This window comes from Micromonospora sp. RHAY321, from assembly GCF_023896955.1.
GTDB lineage: Bacteria > Actinomycetota > Actinomycetes > Mycobacteriales > Micromonosporaceae > Micromonospora.
The window spans coordinates 37869-54610 of sequence record NZ_JAMHIW010000005.1; the positions used below are offsets into that span (position 1 = coordinate 37869).

Below are 16742 nucleotides of genomic sequence, written 5' to 3' on the forward strand. Positions count from 1 at the left end.
GACAGGAAGGCCCTGGGTCAGCTCAAGCGACCGAAGGGCCAGCCAAAGACGGCACCGCCTTCCGCCGAAAAGGCACGGCTTCAAGCCAAGAAGAAGGCGGTCCAGCTTGACCAACGGTCGTACTGGGACGCCGAGCAGACGGAGATGGGCGCCAGCGCCACATCCGAGACCAGACAAAGAGCCTGACCCGCGTTTCCGCAGGTCAGGCTCTTTGGATCTTGTGCGCCCGAAGGGACTCGAACCCCTAACCTTCTGATCCGTAGTCAGATGCTCTATCCATTGAGCTACGGGCGCAGGTGCTCAGCCAGTGTACACACCCGGCTTTCGCGCGGAGACTCCGGGATTCGAACCCGGGAGGGGCTTTAAGACCCCAACCGCATTAGCAGTGCGGCGCCATAGACCAGACTAGGCGAAGTCTCCCTGGTGGCCCGCAGACCACCGCGCCCGAGGATACAGGTCGCCAGCCGCCGGGGGCAAAACGACTTCCGGGGTACGCCCACCGAGGCTGCCGGCTCCCGTGTTTTCCCGCTGTGCGCCGGCGTGATCGGTACTACGCTCCATCGATATGCAGGAGCAGCCGCCGAGCGAGCCGACCCGCCGAGAGCCTGCTGACCGTGCGCGTCGGCGCCCACCGCGGGCGACCTTCACGCCGCCGATCCCCGAGCAGTCCGCGGAGATCACCGAACAGTCCGTGGAGGAGGCGGCGTCCGGGGCGGCAGTGACCCCGGTCACCCCGAACGGCCAGCGCGCTCGACGCGTCAAGGCAGCGCCGGCGGTGCTCTTCCAGCCTCCGGACCCGGACCTTCCGCTGCCCCGGCAGCCGGTCCTCCCGGCAACGGCTGGGAGCGGCAGAGCCGAAGTTGATCAGCCGGATGTACTGGCAGCCGGCACAGAGCGGCCGGCCGCACCGGCGGCGGGCGTCGAGCAGCCGGGCAGCGCCGAGCCCACCGGCCCGGTCAGTTCAGCGGCGACTCGGGCGAACGGGCCGGCACCCGAGGCCGGCTCGGAGCAGCCGGCGAACCGGACACCGAAGACCCGGGCGAGCCGGACCACTCCCGCTCGCAAGGCCGCCACGAGGAAAGCCGCCGGCGCGTCGGCCGAGGCGTCCGCCACGACAGCACCGCCGGCCGACGGGGCCCCGACCGCCCCGACGGCGACCCCCGCCAAGCGCACCGCGGCCTCGGCCGCGACCCCCACCAAGCCCAGCGCGAGCCCGACCAAGCGAGCGGCGTCCGCCCGGAAGACCGCGCCGAAGAAAGCGGTCCCCGCCCCCGCGTCGGAAACCCCGCCCGAGCAGACCTCGACCGCAGTCGTGCCCCAGACTCCCGCCCAACCTGCGGAACAGCCAACCGTCCCGGACCGGCGGGACACCGCGCCGGCTCCGGCGCGTACCCCCGAATCGGAGCTGCGGGCGGTCACCGCGCGACTGCTCGACCACCCCGGCTTCGCTCCGGAGCTGCTGGCCCTCGCCGCCGTGCGGTCGCTCGGCCCCGGTGCGGCCGACTGGGCCGAGCGGCTCCGTGCCCGATACCCGGACGCTCCGGCCGACGGCCTGGCCCGGCTGGCGACCCGGCGGTTCGTCCGTTCGGCGGGCGCGGGCGGGGGAGCCGCCGCGCTGGCGGGGCTCTTCGCGCCGGTGGCCGAGCTGGCTTCGGTGCTCTGGACCCACGCGAACCTGGTGCTGCACCTAGCGGCGGCGTACGGCCGGGATCCGGCGCATCCGGACCGGGCGGCCGAGTTGCTGGTGCTCACCCAGGTGCACCCGGATGTGGCGAGCGCGCGTGACGCGCTGGCTGCCGCCCAGGTCGCGGACGACCCGGCCGACGGGACGTGGGCGCGGGCGGCGGAGGCGGCGTGGCGGCTGGCCGCCCCGTTGACGGCGCAGGCCGGCGGCTGGTTGGCGTTGCGGCTGGCGTCCCGGCTGTTGCCGGGGGCGGCGGTGCTCGCCGCGGCGCTGGGTGACGCGGCGGCGGCCGACCGGCTGGCGGCGCGGGCGGTGGGCGTCTACCGGCGGAGCCCGGCCGAGCCGGCGGCGGGCTGACCGGTCAGAGCCAGTCGAACCACTCCTTCGGCAGCAGCGCGTACCCGACGAAGGCGAACACGTCGAGCAGGGTGTGCGCGATGACCAGCGGCATCACCCGCCGGGTGCGCAGGTAGAAGAGGCTGAACACGACGCCCATCACCGCGTTGCCGACGAACGCGCCGAAGCCCTGGTAGAGGTGGTATGAGCCGCGCAGCAGGGCGCTGGCCGCGATGATCGTGGCGAGCCTCCAGTGGAGCTGGCGCAGCCGGGTGACCAGGTAGCCGACCACGATCACCTCCTCCAGCACGGCGTTCTGCACGGCGGCGAGGATCAGCACCGGCACCGCCCACCAGACGTCGGGCAGCGAGGCCGGCACCAGCGTGGCGTTGACGCCGAGTTGGGCCGCCACCCAGAACAGGGCCAGCCCGGGCAGGCCGATCAGCGCGGCCAGGCCGGCGCCGCGGGCCAGGTCCTGGCCGGGCCGCCGGGCGTCCAGGCCGAGGGTCCGCGCCGGGTCGCCGGGGTCGCGGCTGAGCAGGTGTACGGCGAGCAGCACCGGCAGCAGCGCGAAGGCGATGCCGAGCAGCTGGTACGTCAGGTCCAGCCAGGGGCGGGCCGACGCCGAGGTGTTGAGCGCGGCGGTCTGCTTGGAGAGCGGACCGTCAGCGGTCAGCTTCGCGATGATCGAGACCACCGCGTAGACCGCGGACTGGCCGAGGGAGAGGCCGAGGACCAGCAGCGTCTCGGTCCCCAGCAGCCGGCGGGACACCGGGCGGGTCAGCTCAACGGTCACCGCACCACTCTGCCCGACGGGCGACGCCGGTGGCACGGCCGATCGGGCGGCATGAACCGATCGCACATTCTGTGCGACCGGTGGGCACTCTCCGTGGAGATTCTATGGGCGCCCGATCCGCTGCCGTCTGGAGAAGGAGCGCCCCGTGGACGACGTCGCGCGTTTGTTGAAGGAGAGCTGGACCCTGGTCGAGGAGCACCGGGACCGGCTGAGCGGCCACTTCTACGCCCGGCTGTTCCTGCTCGACCCCGCCCTGCGGCAGCTCTTCCCGGTGCAGATGACCGGCCAGGGCGACCGCCTGCTGGAAGCGATCATCACGGCGATCCACACCGTGGACGACCCGGAGAGCTTCGACGAGTTCCTCCGGGCGCTGGGTCGCGACCACCGCAAGTACCACGTCGACGAGCAGCACTACGCGACGATGGGCGTCGCGCTGCTGGACGCACTGCGCAGCACCGCCGGTGACGGCTGGAACCTGGAGTACGACCAGGCGTGGCGGGACGCGTACGCGGCGATCGCCGCGAAGATGGTGGCCGGGGCGGCGGACGACGACAACCCGCCGTTCTGGCACGCCGAGGTGCTGACCCACGAGCGGTACGGCCCGGACACCGCCGTGCTGACCTGCCGGGCGTTGCAGCATCCGCTGCCCTGGCGTGCCGGCCAGTACGTCAGCCTGGAGGTGCCCCGCCACCACCCTCGGGTGTGGCGGACGTACTCGGTGGCGAACGCCCCGAACGACGACAACGTGCTGGAGTTCCACGTGCGGGCGCCCGGGGCCGGCTGGGTGTCCGGCGCGCTGGTCCGGCGGGTGCGCCCTGGTGACCTGCTGCGGCTGGCCGCGCCGATGGGGTCGATGACCCTCGACCGCTCCTCCGAGCGGGACATCCTCTGCGTCGCCGGTGGGGTCGGGTTGGCACCGATCAAGGCGCTGGTGGAGGAGTTGGCCTCGTACAACCGGACCCGGTGGGTGCACGTCTTCTACGGCGCCCGGCAGGCGGCGGACCTGTACGGCCTGGCCGGGTTGCAGGAGCTGGTCGCCGTACATCCGTGGTTGTCCGTCACGGCGGCGTGCAGCGAGGAGCCGGACTTCGACGGCGAGCTGGGTGACATCCCGGACGTGGTGGCCCGGTACGGCCCGTGGACCACGCACGACTGCTACGTCTCGGGCTCGGCCCAGATGGTCCGGTCCACGCTGCGGGTGCTGGCCGCCGACGAGGTGCCACCGCCGCACATCCGCTACGACACCTTCGGTGACCTCTAGTCGTTCCTCCCCCCACACCGGGGCGCGTGCCCCTGCCCCCTGGGGCACGCGCCCCGGTCCCTCCGCGTCAGTAGCGCCAGGGGTGCCCGGTCTCGCGGTACTCCTCCACCGGCACCAGCGGCACGCCGGGCGCCATCCGGTCGACGTAGAGCCGGCCCTCAAGGTGGTCGATCTCGTGTGCGACCAGTCGGGCCATGCCGAACTCGAACGAGGTGATCACCCGGCTGCCGTCCCACTGGGCGTGCTCCACGTCCAGTCGCAGGGGCCGGGGCACCAGACCGCGGTGGTCGAAGTAGGAGAGGCAGCCCTCGTACTGCTCGTCGCTGTCCGGTGAGGCGTCGACCACCCGGGGGTTGAGTAGCACGACAGGCTCCGCCGAACGGTCGGGTGGCCGGACCACGGCCACCGCCCGACCGATGCCGAGCTGCGGGGCGGCGATGCCGACCCCCTTGCTGAACGGGTGCAGCTCGTCCAGCCGGGCCAGGGCCGTGCTGAGCCGGTCGACCACGTCCCGGGCCACCGGTTCCTCGCCGGGCAGGTCGAACGGGCGGCAGCGCTGGCGGAGCAGGTCGTCGCCGCGCTGCACGATGCCGATGCCGCGCATCCGGTCGCTGGGCCGGACGCGGGCGCCGCCGGGGCCGACGTCCGGGTCGGTCTCCGGTCGGGCGCGGAAACGCCACTGCATGCGGTAGCGGGCGTTCAGCGGCGGGTCGTCGGTGTGCCAGTCGAAGATCGCCCGGTCGCCCTCGTCGCGTCGCTGCGGCGCCGTCCGCAGGGGGCCCTCCTCCGCCGAGAGCGAGGTCTCCACGCCCCAGACCTGTGGGTCGAGCGCCGCCGGCAGGTCCAGGCGTACGGCGAGCCGCTGGGTGGGCAGGCGGACCGCCCGCTGGAACCAGGGACCCCACTTCTCCTGCCCGACGCTGTACGCGTACTCGATGGTGGCCCGGTCGCCCGGGTAGAGCGGGAACCGCCGCTCACCGTTCTCGAAGAGCAGCCAGATCTCCTTGAACGCGTCCCGGTCGTGTTTGGCCCGCCAGTGCATCGCCTCCGGGTCGCCACCGCCGTCGACCCTGCGGGCCTGCAGTTGCAGCTCGGCGAAGGTCAGCGGGTGCTCCCGGTGGTGCCGGTTGGAGCGGCCGGGGTCGTTCGGGTAGCGGTCGACGGCTACCCGGACCAGGTAGCGGGTGACCGGCTCGGTGCCGGCGTTGTACAGCTCGCGGTGGATGACGCACCGGTAGGCGTCCTCGGTGTGGGTGAGGGTGGCCAGCTCCCGTTCGACGACGAGGCCGGTGCCCGGTGGCAGCCACTGGCCGGGCAGGTGCGGCTCGCGGTGCGTCTGAGCGGGGCGCGCGTGTCGCAGCTCGTCGTACTCCCGGAAGCGCTGCCAGATCGCGCCGCTGGCCTCCAGGACGGCCTCGGCACGGCGGGCGAAGTCCTCGGTCGGGCGGTGCCGGCGCCCCTCGACGTGGCTGACGTAGGACGGGTCGAACCCCATCAGGATGGCCAACTGCTTCTTGGACAACCCCCGCCCGGTCCGCTGGCGGGCGAGTTCGGCCGCGAAGGAATCGGCAGCCCGTTCGAGGGGTGTTGTCGTCATCGGCTTCCTCGTGGCCGGGAGTATCAGTTTCACGTTCCGTGCCGGCGCGCACACGCATATGGCACCTTGCCGACACATCGCTTGACAATCCACCGATGTTCATCGATGCTGCGCCGGCGTTTTCCCGGGCAGAAGCGGGGTAGTACGCCGGGGCGCGGAGCCTGCTCCACCGGGAGCGGCAGTGACCTGGAGCTCCCGATCAGACTGAGGTGAGGCTTCCCTTAGACCTGCGGGCGTGGTTAGGCTAGCCTTAGCTCAGGACGCACGGTCGTCCGCCGAGGTCAGCTCCTCGGTCACGCAGACGGGGGATGACACGGTGACAGCGGTGATGCCGAGGCGGGACGTGTCCGCCACGCCGCTCGCCCCCGTCACCGCGGCGCTGCGCGCCATGTTCGGCACCGACGACCTGCCCGGCCTCGCGCGGGGCCTGCTGGTCGACGACGAGTTCGGCTGGGCGCCCGCCACCACCCTGATCGACGGCAGCCGGCTGCCGGAGCTGCTGCACGCTGCCACCCTGCGCTGGGGCGGCACGCCGCACGCCTGCGCCGCGCTGGCCTGGAAGTCGTACAGCTACTGGACGGCGCTGCCGGTGGTGCTCGGCTGGGCCTCGGCCCGGCGGGTGCCGCTGCTCGACCCGTCCGACGTGCTGATCCACTTCGAGGACCACCGGCCGCTGCTCACCCTGGGCCTGCGCCGCAGCACCACCGTGGCGGTGCTGCCGAGCGACCCGCTGGCTCTCGCCGGCCACCCGGAGGTACGGGTCGTCGCCGGCGAGGCGGAGCTGCTGGCCGCGCTGCGCGCCTCGCTGCTCGACGCCCACCTGGCACCGCTCATCGCGGCGATCCAGACGGAGGTCCGCGTGGGCACGCGGACGCTGCTCGGCTCGGTCGCCTCCGGCATCTCGCACGGCATCCTCCGCGCCGCGGACGGGCTGCCCGGCTCCACGGTGCAGACCATCGACACCCTGCTCGGTGCGCTCGATCTGGCGGACCTGGTCGAGCTGGTGCCGGGCCCGACCGGTGAGCCGAGCGTGCAGCGGCGTACCTGCTGTCTCGCCTTCACCCTGCCCAGCCCGAAGGTCTGCCAGGGCTGCTGCGTCCGCCAGGGCTGAGCCTCGCTCAGTCGGTCAACGACCGGACGTCCCACACCCACACTCCGCCGGTGAAGACCGGCTGGATCCCCGTCAACTCGGTCATTCCCCGCCGCAGCGCCGCCTCGTGCTCGTGCGGGCCGAGAATCACCACGCCCGCCCGCCAGTAGCGCAGGTCGTCGACCGCCTTCACGCGGCTCTGCGGGGTGATCGGCGGCACGGCACCGGTGCGCCGGATGGTGCCGAAGAAGCTGCTGGTGGGACGGGGCGGTGCGCCGAACAGCGCGATCCGCGGCGCCTCCGCTCTGGGCCGGGTGTCCGGGCCGAGGAAGTAGCCCCGGGCCAGGGGCATGTCCAGCCGGGTCGCCGCCGACCACCGCAGCGGTTCGGCGTAGTTGGTGTCTGGCAGCGGCAGCGTGACCACGCTGCGCCCACCAGCCACGTACGGCCGCCAGGCCCCACCGGTCACGAAGGCGGGAACCGGGTCGAGGCGGGCCACGGGGAGCGGGGTGGGCAGGATCGGCAGCAGGGCCATGGTGAGCACGGTGGCGGTGGCGAAGTGGATCTGCCGCCGGGCGGTCGGTGCCGAACGTGCCACCTCGCGGGCGCGCTCGGCGCCGTAGGCGAGCAGCAGCCCGATGATCGGGGTGATCGCCAACGCCCACCGGGTCGGCACCACCGAGTGCAGGATCGGCAGGTTCTCCAGCACCGCCCAAGGCCCCGGCACACCGGTGTCGCGGCCGGCGAGGTTGACCTCCCGGCCGAGCGAGAGCACCGCGAACAGCAGCCCGAGGGCGGCCAGCGCGAGCACCACGACCGAGCGCCGCATCCACCACACCAGGGCGACCACCAGCACCAGCAGGGACCAGCCGAAGAAGCTGTTCTCCTCGGTCGGGTTCTTGGCCAGGTTTGCCGCCGTCCGCGCGTTGCCGGCGAGTGATTCCCGGGAGTACGCCACGAACGAGGCGAGGTCACTGGAGTAGCCGCGGATCAGGCGGGGCAGCCCGGCGTAGGCGCCGGGCCCGAAGAACTGGACGTACAGGGGGTACGCCAGCAGCAGCCCGGCGACTCCGGCGGCCACGCCCAGCCCGGCGAGGAAGGTCCGGGTCTGCGACCGCAGGGCGGGGCGGCCGAGAGCGAGCGCGCCGACGATCACGCCCAGCCCGATCGCCGTCATCAGGAGGATCTCCAGGTTGAGGAAGGCCTGCCAGACGATCACCAGAGCCAGGAGTACGCCGTTGCGCAGCCACCGGCCCGGCTCACCGAGCCGCAGGGTGCGCCAGATGATCAGTGGGACGACGAACTGCGACACGATGTTCGGGTGCCCATTGGCGTGCGACACCATGGCCGGCGCGAAGGCGCAGAAGCCGGCACCCAGCCAGGCCGGCCCGCGAGAACCAATCAGAACGCGGGAGAGCAGGAAGTACCAGGCCACGGCGGTGGCAATCATTCCGGCGGTCAGAAACAGCAGGAATGCCGCGCGGGGCCCGAGCAGCAGGGTGACAGGTGTCATTGGCAGCGAAATGGATAATACGGACGTATTAGCCATCAGATTGACGCCGTCCGGCACGTTCATCCGGTCCGAATGGAACGGGTATGCGAAATGCGTGATGACGCGTGCACCGTGCGCCATCATCCATTCGAACTGCGATTGATCCGTGCGGTTGTCCCGCACCGCGCTGCCCGGCTCCAGCCAGAGCCGCCCGGTGACCCAGAAGCCGAGCACCACAAAGCTCAGCAGGGCGGGCAGATCCGCCCACTTTCCGTTGCGGCGTAGGCGTACGCCGCCGGCCCCCTCCACCGGCGTCGCCGTGGCCGGGCCGTCGCCGGGCGCGTCCGGTTCAGGAGTAGTCATGACAATTCATAGGGTAGTCAGCGTATGGCGGCGCCGTGACATGTTTCGGGGTACTGCCGTACTATGTGCCGGGTTCGCCGACCGCCGATCACGTGCCCACCCCCGACCGCAATTCGGCCACCCCGCTGCCCCGATTCTTCTGCCGTCCCAGCGGATGATTCACTCTGTCGGTCCAGGCACGGGTCGAGTTCATATCGTGAGGAATCGACGCATGGCAGAAATCACTGGGGATCAGCGCGTCCAGTCCGAGGTTCTGGAGGGCCTGGCAACCGCTGTCAACCACCGCCGCTGGTTCGTCGAACTGGCGGTGCCGTACCTCGGTGACGACCCGATCGAGATCGGCAGCGGTCTCGGTGACTACGCACTGGAATGGTCGCAGCGGCTGCCCCGGTTCACCGCCACGGAGGCCGATCCGGACCGGTTGGTGCAGCTCAAGGAGCGCCTCGCCGACCAGCCCAACATCGACGTCCGGCAGATGCTCCTGCCGCACAACGACCGGGGCGACTACAGCGCGGCGGTCTCGTACAACGTGCTGGAGCACATCGAGGACCACGTGGGCGCGCTGCGCAGCATGCGCGACCTGGTCCGGCCCGGCGGCGCGGTGATCATCATCGTGCCGGCGTTCCAGTTTGCGATGAGCCCGGCCGACATCGCCACCGGTCACGTGCGCCGCTACACGAAGAAGACCCTCCAGGCGGCGATGACCGAGGCCGGGCTGACCGTCGAGAAGATCCACTACGCCAACGCGCTGGGCCTCATCGGCTACTTCATGGCCACCAAGGTCTTCCGGCTGATGCCGAAGGAGGGCCCGATGGTGAAGGTGTACGACACCGTCGTACTCCCCGCCACCAAGGCCGCCGAGCAGCGCGTCCGCCCGCCGTTCGGCCAGTCCGTCTTCGCCGTGGCCCGCGTCCCCGCCTGACCCGGCCCGCACCCCTCACCCCGCGATCTTGCACTTCCGGCCCCTCACGACCCGTCTGCCGGGCCTGTCGGGACAGTAAGTGCAAGATCGCGGTGGGCGAGGAGGCGTCAGGCCTTGATCTGGTGGGTGGGGCGGATGACGGCTCGGGCCAGGGTGTGGAAGGTCAGATTGAAGCCGACGTACGCGGGGGTGGCGTCGGGGGTCACGTCCAGGCGGTCGACATCCAGGGCGTGCACCGCGAAGACGTACCGGTGCGGACGGTCACCGGCCGGCGGAGCCGCTCCGCCGTAGCCCTGCTCGCCGTAGTCGTTGCGGACCGAGAACGCCCCGCCCAGGTCGGTGCCCGCCGCGCCACCCGCGCCGGTGGGCAGCTGCGTGACGTCGACCGGCACGTTCACCAGCACCCAGTGCCAGAAACCGCTGCCGGTCGGCGCGTCGGGGTCGTAGCAGGTCACGGTGAAGCTCTTCGTCTCGGCCGGGAAGTCCGACCAGCTCAGCTGCGGGGAGATGTTCTCACCACCGGTGCTGCCGTGTGCGTGCCGGACGTCCATCGGCTCGCCGTTCTGCACGTCGTCACTGGTCAGGGTGAACGAGGGCACCGTCGGCAGCAGCTCGTACGGGTCCGGGGCGATCGGTCGTTCCAGTGTCATCGGGAGCGCGTCCTTCCGGTGTGCGGAGATTCCTGCCCCTTCATACCCCGTCGGAGGGTGCCGGACGACCGGAAGTACCCGGTGTCCACGATCACGCCGTCCGCACTACCGTTGTCACCCGCAACCTTCCGCGAGGGGAATTCTTTGGCAGGCATGTGGCGCGACTTCCTGGTCGCCCTGGTCACCGCTGTACGGAAGCCGGACGAACGGGCGGTCGCCGACGAGCGCCGGCGCGCGATCGAGCGGCTGGCCGACGAGAAGATCGCGCAGAACCGGCGGACCACCGACCCGCCGGAGTGACAGCCTCCACCGCCGGAACATCGCCCGGAGTCCCGTTGATCGTCGCAGGCGCGACACGGCGAACGGTGAAGATGAGCTGATGGGGCGGATCGGCAGGTCACGGGCGGTGGTGACGGCGGAGACACACCGGACGACCCTGTTCGAGATCTTCTTCGACCTGGTGTTCGTCTTCGCCCTCATCAGGGTCACCGAGTTCATGAGCGCGCGGCCCACGCCGATGACCCTGACCCAGGGACTCGTCGTTCTGCTGCTGTTGTGGATCTCCTGGCTGGTCTACTCCTGGCTGGGAAACTACGCCCGCATCGACGTCGGGCTGATCCGCGCCGGGACCACCCTCGCCATGGCAGCCGTCTTTCTCGCCGCCCTCGTCATCCCCGACGTCTGGGAATCCGGCCCGGGAACCATGGAGCCGCGGCTGATCCTGGTCCTGGCCTACATCGTGGTGCGGGTGATCCACCTGGCCCTCTACTACTGGGCGGCAGCGGACGACCTGCGGCTGCGCAGGACCATTCGCCTCTACACGCTCTCCACCGCGCTGGCCTGGGTTCCGCTCGTCCTCGGTGCCATGTTCGGCGGCACCGCACAGGTCCTGCTCTGGACGGCGGCGCTCGCCGTCGACCTGGCCGGCGGAGTGGTCGCCTCCGTCCTGAGCGGGTGGCCGGTACGCAGTCCGGACCACTTCACGGAGCGCCACAGCCTCGTGCTGATCATCGCGCTCGGCGAGTCTCTGGTCTCGGTCGGCGCCGGGGTCGGCGTGGAGAGGACCCGTCGACCGATCCTGCTGGCCGCACTACTCACCCTCACCGTCACCGTGTGCCTGTACCGGTTGTACTCCGACAGCGCGGCGACCGCCGGCAAGGTGCTGAGGGCGGAGTCGGGGCCACGACGCGGCCGGGTAGCCGCCAACGCCTACAGCATCGCCCACTTTCCGCTGGTCGCCGGAACCATCTACGTGGCGCTGGGGGTCGAGCAGGTGCTCGCCCGCCTGGCGCACGAGCAGTCCCACGACACCGCCGGGCTGCGCCTGGACTGGACCCCGACCGTCGCGCTCTTCGGTGGGACCGCCCTGTACCTCGCGGGCCGGGCGGTCTTCCTGAGTCTCAGCGTCCGGTCCGTCACACCGGGACAACTCGTCGCCCCCGCTGCGGCGCTGCTGTTGCTTCCCGCCGGCCGCTTCCTGCCCGGTCTGGTCGCTCTCGGCCTGCTCACGGCGTTCCTCGCCATTCTCGTCGGCTACGAGGCCGTGTTCAGACGCAGGCGAGACTCCGGTGACCCGGACGAGAGCGCCTGACGAGCCGGCGAAGCCGCTGCCGGGTGAAGGAGCGGAGGGTGTGGGATTCGAACCCACGAAGAGGTTGCCCCCTTACCGGTTTTCAAGACCAGCGCCATCGGCCACTAGGCGAACCCTCCTGGGCCGCCACCCTCGGGTGGACGGCCGTGCATAGTCTGCCACGGCACTCGGCCGGCGGCCCGGTGTCCCTCCCCGATCAGGCCGATCGTCGGGTCGGGCTCCACAGTGGTCGCTGCGGCGAACGGGGTGCGCCTGCGGCCCTCGGCGGCATCGGGTAAGACTGAGCCCATGCGAGCCATCACCGTTCCGCAGCCCGGTGGACCCGAAGCGCTGGTCTGGGCCGAGGTGCCCGATCCGGAGCCTGGCCCGGACGAGGTGATCGTCGACGTACGGGCCGCCGGGGTCAACCGTGCCGACCTTCTGCAACGGCAGGGCCACTACCCGCCGCCGCAGGGCGCGCCCGAATACCTCGGGTTGGAGTGCTCCGGGGTGATCAGCGCGGTCGGCCCGGGGGTGGCCGAGTGGGCCGTCGGGCAGCAGGTCTGCGCGCTGCTGGCCGGCGGCGGGTACGCCGAGAAGGTCGCCGTGCCCGCCGGGCAGCTGCTGCCGGTGCCGGCCTGCGACCCGGTCGACGCCGCCGCGCTGCCGGAGGTGGCCTGCACGGTCTGGTCGAACGTGGTCCGGCTGGGCCGGCTCGGCTCGGGTGACACGCTGCTGGTGCACGGCGGAGGTAGCGGGATCGGCACCTTCGCGATCCAGCTCGGCGCTGCCCTCGGCGCCACGGTCCTGGCAACGGCTCGCTTCGCCAAGCACCCCCGGCTACGCGAGTTGGGCGCCACGCACACGATCGACTACCGCGAGGAGGACTTCGTCGAGGAGGTCAGGCGGGTCACCGGCGGTCACGGCGCCGACGTCATCCTCGACATCATGGGCGCCTCCTACCTGGGGCGGAACGTCGACGCGCTGGCCACCGGCGGCCGGCTCATGGTGATCGGGTTGCAGGGTGGCCGCAAGGCCGAGCTGAACCTCGGGGCGTTGCTGACCAAGCGGGCCAGTGTGGCGGCGACCTCGCTGCGCTCCCGGCCGCTGGCGGAGAAGGCGGAGATCGTCCGGGGCGTACGGGACGAGGTGTGGCCGTTGGTCGAGGCCGGCATGATCCAACCGGTGGTGGACCGGCGGCTGCCGATGAGCGAGGCGGCGAAGGCGCACCGGCTGGTCGAGTCGAGCGACCACCTCGGCAAGGTGCTGCTCACCGTCGGGTGACGCGGGGGGCGAGGTCAGGCGACCTCGTCGGCCGCCGGCCGGGGCAGCATCAGGCGGGCGCCGGGGCCCTCGCCGCCTAGAGCGTCCCCGGGGTTGTAGAGGGTGCAGCGCTGCATGGACAGGCAGCCGCAGCCGATACAGCCGTCGAGGTCGTCGCGGAGCTTGCTGAGCAGCCGGATCTTCTCGTCCAGCCGGCCCCGCCAACTGGCGGAGAGCCGCGCCCAGTCCTGAGGGCTGGGGGTGCGGGCGTCGGGCAGCGATTCCAGTGCCGCGCGGATCTCGTCCAGGGAGACGCCGACCTGCTGGGAGATCCGGATGAAGGCGACCCGCCGCAGTTCGGCGCGGGCGTACCGGCGCTGGTTGCCGCCGGTGCGGTCGGCGCGGATCAGACCGAGTCGCTCGTAGTAGCGCAGCGCCGACGGCGCGACGCCGGAGCGGACGGACAGCTCGCCGATCGTCAGGGATTCCTGCATCACCGGGTCCTTGAGTTGAAGTCGACTTCAACTCAAGGCTATCCGGCTGGCGCGAGGACCGTCGTCAGCGGGCGGACGGGACGGGACGACGGCGTGCGCGCTCCCGGCCGAGGATCCAGATCGCCTCGACGCCGTCCTTCCAGGTGATCTTCTTGCCCTCTTCCCGGCCACGCGCGCGGTAGCTGATCGGCACCTCGTACGGGCGGATGCGGCGGCGCAGCAGCTTGCCGGTCACCTCGGCCTCCATGCCGAAGCCACGCGAGCGCACCTCCAGCGACCGGTAGAGCGCCACCGGCATCAGCTTGAAGCAGGTCTCCAGGTCGCCGATGTACGAGTTGAACAGGACGTTCGCCGCCATCGTGACGCCCTTGTTGCCCATCACGTACCAGAAGCTGTAGGCGCTGTGGCTGCCGAAGGTGCGATTGCCGTAGACCACCGTGGCCCGCCCGTCGAGCACCGGGTCGAGCAGCTTGGGGATGTCCTGCGGGTCGTACTCCAGGTCGGCGTCGAGGATGACCATGTAGTCGCCCTCCGCGCTGTCGACCGCCGTCTTGATGGCCGCACCCTTGCCGGCGTTGCGCTGGTGGGTGATGACCCGCAGGCGGGCGTCGTCGGCGCGACCGAGGATTTCGCCGGTGCCGTCACGGCTGCCGTCGTCGACCACCACGAGCTCGATCTCGCACGGATAGTCCACCGCCAATGCCTGCTTGAGGGCATCCGCGATGCGATCTTCCTCGTTGTAGACCGGCATGAGGATCGAGAGCTTCACGGGAATCTCCACGGTGGCGACAACACGTCGGGCATAGCCTAGCCTGGCTGGTCAGCCCGACGCGTGCCGCACCGTCGGGCGGCCGGCGTGGCGGGTCCAGCGCGATGGTGTTTACTTCCCGCCATGTCGGCTGCCGGCTCTCTGCTCGCGGTGGTGCCCGCCGCCGCGGTGCTCCTGCTCACCGTCGCGACGAGGCCGGTCGGCGCCGTGGCGCCGTTGCGGCTCGCCGTGGTGCGTTCCGCCCTGCTCACCGGCGTGTACGCGGTGCTCGTCGTCGAGGTGCTCGGCGCGCTGCACGCCCTCACCCGACCCGCGTTCGTCGCCGCCTGGCTGCTTCTCCTGGCCGGCGCGGCCACGGCAGCGAGGCTGCGGTGGCGTCGGAGGGCGCGGCCCACACAGCCGCCGGCCGCGGCGCCGCGCCCGGTGCCGGTCGGCGCCGGGGTGTCCGCCGGAACCGGCCTGGAACCGGCCGCCCCGATCGCCGACGGTGCCGGGGTCGGGCACGACCCCGCGCCGGTCCGCGCCGGCCTGCTCGCCAGGGCGGCCGACGCCTGGCGTACGGCGGGTCGCGGTGAACGGCTGCTCGCTGGCACGGTCGGCGGGCTGGTCCTGCTGGAGCTGCTGGTCGCGCTGCTGGCCGAACCGAACAACTTCGACTCGCAGACGTACCACCTGCCCAAGGTGGAGCACTGGGTGGCGCAGGGCGACCTGGACTTCTGGCCCACCGCCATCCACCGGCAGGTGACCATCCCGCCCGGAGCCGAGTATCTGCTGCTGCACCTGCGGCTGCTCACCGGCGGGGACCAACTGCACAACCTGGTGCAGTGGGCGGCCGGGGTGGTCTGCCTGCTGGTGGCCGCCCGGATCACCGCGCAGCTCGGAGGCGGCCGGCGGGCACAGTTGATCACAGCGTTCGTGGTGGCCAGCACGCCGATGGTGGTGCTGCAGGCGACGAGCACGCAGACCGACCTGGTCTGCGCGGCGTGGGTGGCCTGCGCGGCCACGTTGGTGCTGGACGGGCTGCGCCGGCGGACCGGCTGGGGCACCCTGCTGGGGCTGGGCGCTGCCACCGGTTTGACCGCGGTGACCAAGACCAGCGGGCTGATCGCGGTCGGCCCGCTGCTGGTGCTCTGGGGGTTGGCCCAGCTACGACTGGCCCTGACCGACACGCCGCGTGGCACGCCAGCCGCCCGCCGGCCGGCTGGCGGTCTGGCCCGTACGGTCGGCGGTTCGGTGCTGATCCTGCTGGTCGCGGCCGTGGTGGTCGGCCCGTTCCTGGCCCGGGTGACCGCCGAGTTCGGGCACCCGCTGGGGCCGCCCCGACTGCGCGAGTCGATCCCGATGGAACGGCACGATCCGCCGTCGATCCTGGTCAACGCGCTGCGGATCGGGCACACGGCGTTCGACACGCCGTTGGCACCGCTCCGCCGGGCCGGCGCCGAGGCGATCATCGGTGGCGCGGACGCGATCGGGGTCGACCCACAGGACCGGGCGATCACCTTCGGCCGGGAGATCTTTCCGGAGCCCGCCTGGTATCCGGACGAGGACCGGGTGGCGTTCCCGCTCGCCGGGGCGCTGGCACTGATCGGCGCGGTGGTGGCGCTCGCCCGGCCGCGCCGGATCGACCCCGGGCAGGCGGGGCCGCTGCGCGCGTACGCGCTGGTGGTGCTGGTCACCGTGCTGCTGCACACCTCGATGATCAAGTGGCAGCCGTGGGGGAACCGGCTGCTGCTCTACGCCCTGGTCCTCGCCGTACCGCTGGCCGGGCTCTGGCTGGACGCGCTCTTCCGCCGCCACGCCCCCGTCCCGGCAGACGGGCCCGGAACCGGCCGTGGGCGGCGGTCGGTGGCCACGCTGGCGGCGGTCACCGTGCTGGCCACGTCGGCGCTGGCCGGGGTGCTCGCGCTGTCGTACGGCTTCCCGCGCCGGCTGGTCGGCGCCGGCTCGATCTTCACCACCTCCGACTGGGACACCCGGTTCCTGCGTCGTCCCCAGTGGGCCGACGAGTTCCGTTGGGCCGCGGCGGCGGTCCGGGACAGCGGCGCCCACCGCATCGGGCTGGTGCAGCAGAACGACAACTGGGAGTACCCGTGGTGGCTGCTGTTGCGGCACCCGGACGGCCGCTCGCCGGAGCTGGTGGCGTTGCAGTCGGTGCTGCCGGAGCGACCGCCGGCGGACCCCGCCTCGGTGGAGGCGATCGTCTGCACCGGCAGCCAGCCTGCGTGCGCCAAGCTGGTTCCGGCCGGCTGGCGGCTGGAGTTCCGCGGTTACGTCGGGTACGCGCTGCCACCGACCCGCTGACGCCGCAGAGCCCACCACCACACCCGCCGCCCGGATCGTCCGATCCGGGCGGTTCTGCATTCCGCGCGCAAGGATCCGAAGCGCATTCACATCCGTTGATCCGCACGTTACCGTCTGGTAACTCAATCGACGTCCCGCGATTGAGCCGAAAGGA

The 16742-nt window shown here is 71.8% G+C and carries 14 protein-coding genes and 3 tRNA genes; 8 read left to right on the top strand and 9 right to left on the bottom strand.

Going from position 1 to position 16742, the window contains the following annotated elements; genetic code table 11:
• Positions 1-221: 221 nt before the first annotated feature.
• Positions 222-294, bottom strand: a tRNA-Arg gene (locus M8C17_RS13645).
• A gap of 35 nt (positions 295-329) precedes the next feature.
• Positions 330-420: transfer RNA gene (locus tag M8C17_RS13650), tRNA-Ser, on the bottom strand.
• A gap of 145 nt (positions 421-565) precedes the next feature.
• Here M8C17_RS13650 and M8C17_RS13655 point away from each other — a divergent pair.
• Positions 566-2041, top strand: a complete 1476-nt coding sequence (locus tag M8C17_RS13655; protein ID WP_252416825.1) for a hypothetical protein — start codon at positions 566-568, stop codon at positions 2039-2041.
• A 4-nt stretch (positions 2042-2045) separates the two neighbouring features.
• Here M8C17_RS13655 and M8C17_RS13660 read toward each other — a convergent pair whose 3' ends face one another.
• Positions 2046-2816, bottom strand: a complete 771-nt coding sequence (locus tag M8C17_RS13660) for a CPBP family intramembrane glutamic endopeptidase (protein ID WP_252416826.1) — start codon at positions 2814-2816, stop codon at positions 2046-2048.
• A 145-nt stretch (positions 2817-2961) separates the two neighbouring features.
• Here M8C17_RS13660 and M8C17_RS13665 point away from each other — a divergent pair, with 145 nt between their 5' ends.
• Entirely contained in the window at positions 2962-4077 is a 1116-nt protein-coding gene (locus tag M8C17_RS13665; RefSeq protein ID WP_252416827.1) for a globin domain-containing protein, read from the top strand.
• Positions 4078-4144: 67 nt separating this feature from the next.
• On the opposite strand, the gene M8C17_RS13670 is transcribed toward M8C17_RS13665, so the two are convergent.
• Entirely contained in the window at positions 4145-5674 is a 1530-nt protein-coding gene (locus M8C17_RS13670; protein WP_252416828.1) for a peptide deformylase, read from the bottom strand.
• Between the two features lie 328 nt (positions 5675-6002).
• Between M8C17_RS13670 and M8C17_RS13675 the strand changes: the two genes are divergently transcribed.
• Positions 6003-6785: an IucA/IucC family C-terminal-domain containing protein gene (locus tag M8C17_RS13675; RefSeq protein ID WP_252417135.1), complete on the top strand. Its 783-nt coding sequence runs from the start codon at positions 6003-6005 to the stop codon at positions 6783-6785.
• 7 nt (positions 6786-6792) lie between these two features.
• On the opposite strand, the gene M8C17_RS13680 is transcribed toward M8C17_RS13675, so the two are convergent.
• Positions 6793-8619: a hypothetical protein gene (locus M8C17_RS13680; protein WP_252416829.1), complete on the bottom strand. Its 1827-nt coding sequence runs from the start codon at positions 8617-8619 to the stop codon at positions 6793-6795.
• A 211-nt stretch (positions 8620-8830) separates the two neighbouring features.
• Here M8C17_RS13680 and M8C17_RS13685 point away from each other — a divergent pair, with 211 nt between their 5' ends.
• Positions 8831-9541 carry a class I SAM-dependent methyltransferase gene (locus M8C17_RS13685; RefSeq protein WP_252416830.1) on the top strand — a complete coding sequence of 237 codons (711 nt, stop codon included), beginning with the start codon at positions 8831-8833 and terminating at the stop codon, positions 9539-9541.
• Positions 9542-9648: 107 nt separating this feature from the next.
• On the opposite strand, the gene M8C17_RS13690 is transcribed toward M8C17_RS13685, so the two are convergent.
• Positions 9649-10191, bottom strand: a complete 543-nt coding sequence (locus M8C17_RS13690; protein ID WP_252416831.1) for a YbhB/YbcL family Raf kinase inhibitor-like protein — start codon at positions 10189-10191, stop codon at positions 9649-9651.
• A gap of 144 nt (positions 10192-10335) precedes the next feature.
• Between M8C17_RS13690 and M8C17_RS13695 the strand changes: the two genes are divergently transcribed.
• Both M8C17_RS13695 and M8C17_RS13700 read left to right on the top strand, forming a co-directional pair.
• On the top strand, positions 10336-10491 hold the full coding sequence (locus M8C17_RS13695; protein ID WP_252416832.1) for a hypothetical protein: 156 nt from the start codon (positions 10336-10338) through the stop codon (positions 10489-10491).
• 79 nt (positions 10492-10570) lie between these two features.
• Complete coding sequence (locus tag M8C17_RS13700; protein ID WP_252416833.1) at positions 10571-11782, top strand: low temperature requirement protein A; 1212 nt, start codon at positions 10571-10573, stop codon at positions 11780-11782.
• Positions 11783-11814: 32 nt separating this feature from the next.
• On the opposite strand, the gene M8C17_RS13705 is transcribed toward M8C17_RS13700, so the two are convergent.
• Positions 11815-11901 (bottom strand) — tRNA-Ser (locus M8C17_RS13705).
• A 169-nt stretch (positions 11902-12070) separates the two neighbouring features.
• Between M8C17_RS13705 and M8C17_RS13710 the strand changes: the two genes are divergently transcribed.
• Positions 12071-13045: an NAD(P)H-quinone oxidoreductase gene (locus M8C17_RS13710; protein WP_252416834.1), complete on the top strand. Its 975-nt coding sequence runs from the start codon at positions 12071-12073 to the stop codon at positions 13043-13045.
• A 14-nt stretch (positions 13046-13059) separates the two neighbouring features.
• Here M8C17_RS13710 and soxR read toward each other — a convergent pair whose 3' ends face one another.
• Together soxR and M8C17_RS13720 are read right to left on the bottom strand one after the other, a co-directional pair.
• Entirely contained in the window at positions 13060-13518 is a 459-nt protein-coding gene (gene soxR / locus M8C17_RS13715; protein ID WP_252416835.1) for a redox-sensitive transcriptional activator SoxR, read from the bottom strand.
• Between the two features lie 64 nt (positions 13519-13582).
• A complete protein-coding gene (locus M8C17_RS13720) occupies positions 13583-14287 on the bottom strand; it encodes a glycosyltransferase family 2 protein (RefSeq protein ID WP_252416836.1) in 705 nt (234 codons plus the stop codon).
• 123 nt (positions 14288-14410) lie between these two features.
• Between M8C17_RS13720 and M8C17_RS13725 the strand changes: the two genes are divergently transcribed.
• Positions 14411-16588: a glycosyltransferase family 39 protein gene (locus M8C17_RS13725; RefSeq protein ID WP_252416837.1), complete on the top strand. Its 2178-nt coding sequence runs from the start codon at positions 14411-14413 to the stop codon at positions 16586-16588.
• Positions 16589-16742: the final 154 nt, after the last annotated feature.